At 47.9% G+C, this 3,915-nt stretch carries 7 protein-coding genes; 6 read left to right on the forward strand and 1 reads right to left on the reverse strand.

What is annotated here, in order from left to right; translation table 11 throughout:
• Positions 1–275 (forward strand): hypothetical protein (locus tag H1S01_RS19700; protein WP_207732428.1); only part of this gene is annotated, 275 nt, incomplete at its 5' end.
• Between the two features lie 3 nt (positions 276–278).
• On the opposite strand, the gene H1S01_RS19705 is transcribed toward H1S01_RS19700, so the two are convergent.
• Positions 279–488 (reverse strand): hypothetical protein, encoded by a 210-nt coding sequence (locus H1S01_RS19705; RefSeq protein WP_188042090.1) that lies wholly within the window; start codon positions 486–488, stop codon positions 279–281.
• Between the two features lie 69 nt (positions 489–557).
• Here H1S01_RS19705 and H1S01_RS19710 point away from each other — a divergent pair, with 69 nt between their 5' ends.
• The 5 genes from H1S01_RS19710 (at position 558) to H1S01_RS19730 (ending at position 3,765) form a co-directional block, all read left to right on the forward strand.
• Positions 558–1,715: a DNA-methyltransferase gene (locus H1S01_RS19710; protein ID WP_188042091.1), complete on the forward strand. Its 1,158-nt coding sequence runs from the start codon at positions 558–560 to the stop codon at positions 1,713–1,715.
• Between the two features lie 48 nt (positions 1,716–1,763).
• Positions 1,764–2,408, forward strand: a complete 645-nt coding sequence (locus H1S01_RS19715) for a hypothetical protein (RefSeq protein ID WP_188042092.1) — start codon at positions 1,764–1,766, stop codon at positions 2,406–2,408.
• Between the two features lie 90 nt (positions 2,409–2,498).
• Positions 2,499–3,044, forward strand: a complete 546-nt coding sequence (locus H1S01_RS19720; RefSeq protein ID WP_188042093.1) for an AAA family ATPase — start codon at positions 2,499–2,501, stop codon at positions 3,042–3,044.
• Complete coding sequence (locus H1S01_RS19725) at positions 3,044–3,397, forward strand: sigma factor-like helix-turn-helix DNA-binding protein (RefSeq protein ID WP_188042094.1); 354 nt, start codon at positions 3,044–3,046, stop codon at positions 3,395–3,397. The genes H1S01_RS19720 and H1S01_RS19725 overlap by 1 nt, the downstream gene beginning before the upstream one ends.
• The gene (locus H1S01_RS19730; protein WP_188042095.1) at positions 3,397–3,765 is read left to right on the forward strand and encodes a pseudouridine synthase family protein; all 369 of its coding nucleotides are present in this window, start codon (positions 3,397–3,399) and stop codon (positions 3,763–3,765) included. The genes H1S01_RS19725 and H1S01_RS19730 overlap by 1 nt, the downstream gene beginning before the upstream one ends.
• Positions 3,766–3,915: the final 150 nt, after the last annotated feature.

Genomic DNA, 3,915 nt, shown 5'->3' on the forward strand with positions numbered 1-3,915 from the left:
CTCAAGGCGAAACCCGTGAAATCGTTAATTCCATGTTTGAGGCTATCCGCACTCTGGACGCCGAGAAGTGGGATACGCTGAAGGAGTACCACGGCCCCCATATCGAGGGGCATAACCGGGCGATGCGGAAGCTACGGGAACAGCGACTGACCTTGAGGCGATTGGTTAGTAAAAACAACAACGCCCAGGCCGATGTAATGGACCTGGACGTGTATGAGTTGTTGATGGAAACCGTGGGAAAGTTGTCAAAGACGATGTGGGATAAGGCAAGTTAACTCTTAACGAATTGCATGATTTCGTGACGGCAAGTTCGCTATGTTGCGTCGTAAAAGTTGATATTCACCAAAGCTAATTTCGCCCTTTCCGAATCTTTTCAACGCAATCTTGTAATGGGTAGTGTCGGAAGCAAATACCACTCCGGCAACAATAACGAGCAACAAAGAAACAACGATTGCAAAAATCAAGCTCATGTACAGCACCTCCAGCATTTGCTACCTCTTCGATGGCTTGCACCTATTATAACAAGAATATCCCAATCTATTCTAGGGGGTTGTTGTTTGAAAAATCAATTAATGAACCAAGTTCTCACAGGTGACTGTTTAGAAGTTCTTAAAGCCTTACCTGATAACTCCCTCGACGCCTGCGTAACCGATCCACCATACGGCCTCTCCAAAGAACCAAACATCCGAGAAGTTCTCTCAAAGTGGATGGCTGGCGAGGATTACACCCATCAAGCCAAAGGCTTCATGGGCAAGTCCTGGGACTCATTTGTCCCGGGACCCGCCATCTGGCGAGAAGTGTTTCGCGTCTTGAAGCCCGGCGGCCACATTCTTTGCTCCTCCGGTACGCGACCCCAAGACCTAATGACCATCGCCCTTAGAATGGCCGGGTTTGAAATCCGTGATGTGATCGAATGGCTGTACACCAGTGGCTTCCCGAAAAGCATGGACGTGAGTAAAACTTTCGATAAACGAGCCGGAGTGGAACGGCATATCATCGGGGAACGGGAAGTACCTGATAAACGTAACGGACACGGCAGGGCGTATGGCTCGTCGCTATTCGCTGGCGAGCAGACGGGGAAGATCGTTCATTACATTACCGAACCGGCGACTGACCTCGCTAAGAAATGGGACGGGTGGGGGACATCGCTGAAACCTTCACATGAAGGGATCATTATGGGTAGAAAGCCTATGGAGGGCAATACTTGCGAGAATGTTGAACAGTTCGGAACAGGTGCGGTTAACATCCGAGATTGCCGAGTTCCATCAGAACAAATAGATGAAGGCCGATTCCCGGCCAACTGTGTGACTACCGATGGCGACGAGTGGTACAGCCAATTCTTTAATATTACTTCCAAAGAAATCTCCAAGAAGGCCAGTAAGAAAGACCGGAACAGTGACTGGCAAGGTAACGTTATCAACCTTGAAGAACGGCGGACTTATCCCGGTTCAGGTCGTGGCGTCATTAACAGTAAATACACCATGGACGGCCGTGAACGGCAGGCGGTAAAAAGCCGCAACCATCATCCCACTGTAAAGCCGGTAGACTTAATGGCTTGGCTGATTAAGCTGGTTACACCACCTGGTGGCATTGTCCTTGACCCATTCGGTGGCAGCGGAAGTACAGCAGTAGCAGCTAGGAAGAACGGATTTGACTTTATCCTTATCGAACGTGAAGAGGAATACGCAGAGGTCGCAAGGGCGAGGGCGTGTTGAAGCCCTCCTTTTTTATTGCCAAAAACAGATAGGGAAGGGGAAATAAACGTGTCTTCAATCGTCCATGACCGGTATCGAATGGATAATCGAACGGTGGAACAGTTTGCAGAGGATATCCACTACGGAGCAAAGGTGGAACGAAAGATTATCGATGCCTACGTCGCCCACTATGAAAAGAAGTATGGCGAACGGCTGAGCATTATGGACAGCGGGTGTGATAACTCTGGGAAGCTGCTATCTCGGAAGAACGTGTCGACCAAAGCGGACTATCAGTTAAACGGCAAGCCGGTTGAGGTCAAGTTTAATAATGAGTGGCTATTTAGGTTTCGTTTGAAAGAGGACCAACTGAACAGCTACATTGCCCAAAATGCTTCAATCCTTTGGCTCAATGGGTATCAAACGGCTAAGCCCCAGTTCACCGTGATGAAGACTTCCCATTTGGAGGACATCCAGACCACCAAGAACACCATCGCGTTCATCCCTTGGGGCGGGAAGAAGTGCTACGAACTTGAAGCCGACGATTATATCTGGACGAAATTGGAGGTCGCCAAGATTGAAAAACCTCATCGACTATCGGCAGTTACTCAAGATGCACGAAGCGGAAGCACGAATGTTTGTGACCTTCATCAACAGCGTAGCCAAAAACGTGAAGGCCGGAGAGCAGCGGAAAATCAAAGGGCTAACGTCGCATGATATTAACCTTTATGAACGGAAAGCAAAGCGACTCACGATTCTAAAGCGATGGGAAGCCGTTGAACAACAACAATTCAAGGAGGCTGCATAATGACTGGAGTAAAAATCGCTCTTACCGGTAAAATGCGTTCGGGGAAGGATGTGGCAGCGGACTATTTAGTGAATCATTTCGGATTCAAACGCTTCGCCTTTGGCGACGCCATCCGGGACATATGTAAGGACTTGTTCCCAGATGCTGACCGAAACGGTAAACCGCGTGAACTGTATCAAGAACTCGGTCAAGCTGTAAGACAAGTCAATCCCGATGTTTGGGTCAATCACCTGCTCAGACAGATTGAACTTGAAGCCGGTCCTTTTGACAACATCGTTATCAGCGATCTTCGCCAGTGGAATGAATACTTCGCTTTGGTGAAAGCCGGATATCGAACTGGTAGAATCCGGTCTAAAGAAATTACACGTATTCATCGGATGAAAGCCTTGGGCGAAGAAGTGAAGTTGGATCAGATTCGTCATCGAACAGAACGAACTGTAGATAAACTCGCCGTTGACTTTGAAATCGTCAACGAAGGATCACTGCATGAACTGTACTGCATGATGGATTCCGTCTTACTACGATTTACAAAGGACGTGGCTTAATGGGGAAAGTCTTGGATTTGGACTCTAAACGAAAGCGATTGGATGATAAGTACCCGTTAGATAAAGAGGAGGGAGTCGTGGCCCTACTGACCCAACTGCATCATGTCCGCGAATCTCGCTTCCTCCGTGGTGATTATGATGCCAGTGTATTACTACTGGACTTGGCTCAATCCATTAAGGAGGCCCGATTAACGAAACGGCAACAGCTATCACTGTATCTGGTCTACGGTCGGGATATGTACCAAAAGGAAGCGGCCCACTGGATGAACATTTCCCAGCAGGCTGTTAGCGATCATATTCGAACTGCCATCCAGCGGATCGTCGAGGTCAATGAGAAGAAAGAGGTGGCGTGATGGTTTTCTCAACAGAAGCGAACTATAAGGAATCCTTTGCTACAGCGGTGACCCATTTGATTACTCAGGATATGCCGGTTCAATGGCGGATTAAAGCAGTGGATGATCTAATTGAAACGTATCTGAAACAGGTGGGGGAGATACCCGATAGCGATCAGTTAGAACGGCTGACTAACTACATCCTTAAAGATTCTAAGAACCAGCCTGACAAGGTATCAAATACCGAATATCCAGTTTTCAGCGACTGGCAGCAGAAACATCGTTGTCGTAGAGAGGTGCCATTGGAGCATCTAGGGAAGATGGCTGTTGCTGTAAAGCGGACTGGGATTAGGTTTAAGCATCGTGAAAAGCGTAGAAGAATCGCATGATTACACTCTGTTAAATCAGGGAACGGATATCTTAACGATATTCGAGGTTGTTCCTCAGAAACAGGTGAATCAATGAGCCTAAAAGCATGGTTGCTGCTGTTATTGAACATCTCACTAATTTTAGCGGGACAGACCCTTATCCGATTGGAG

Origin of the sequence: Heliobacterium chlorum, from assembly GCF_014502795.1 — a bacterium.
Classification (GTDB): domain Bacteria; phylum Bacillota; class Desulfitobacteriia; order Heliobacteriales; family Heliobacteriaceae; genus Heliobacterium; species Heliobacterium chlorum.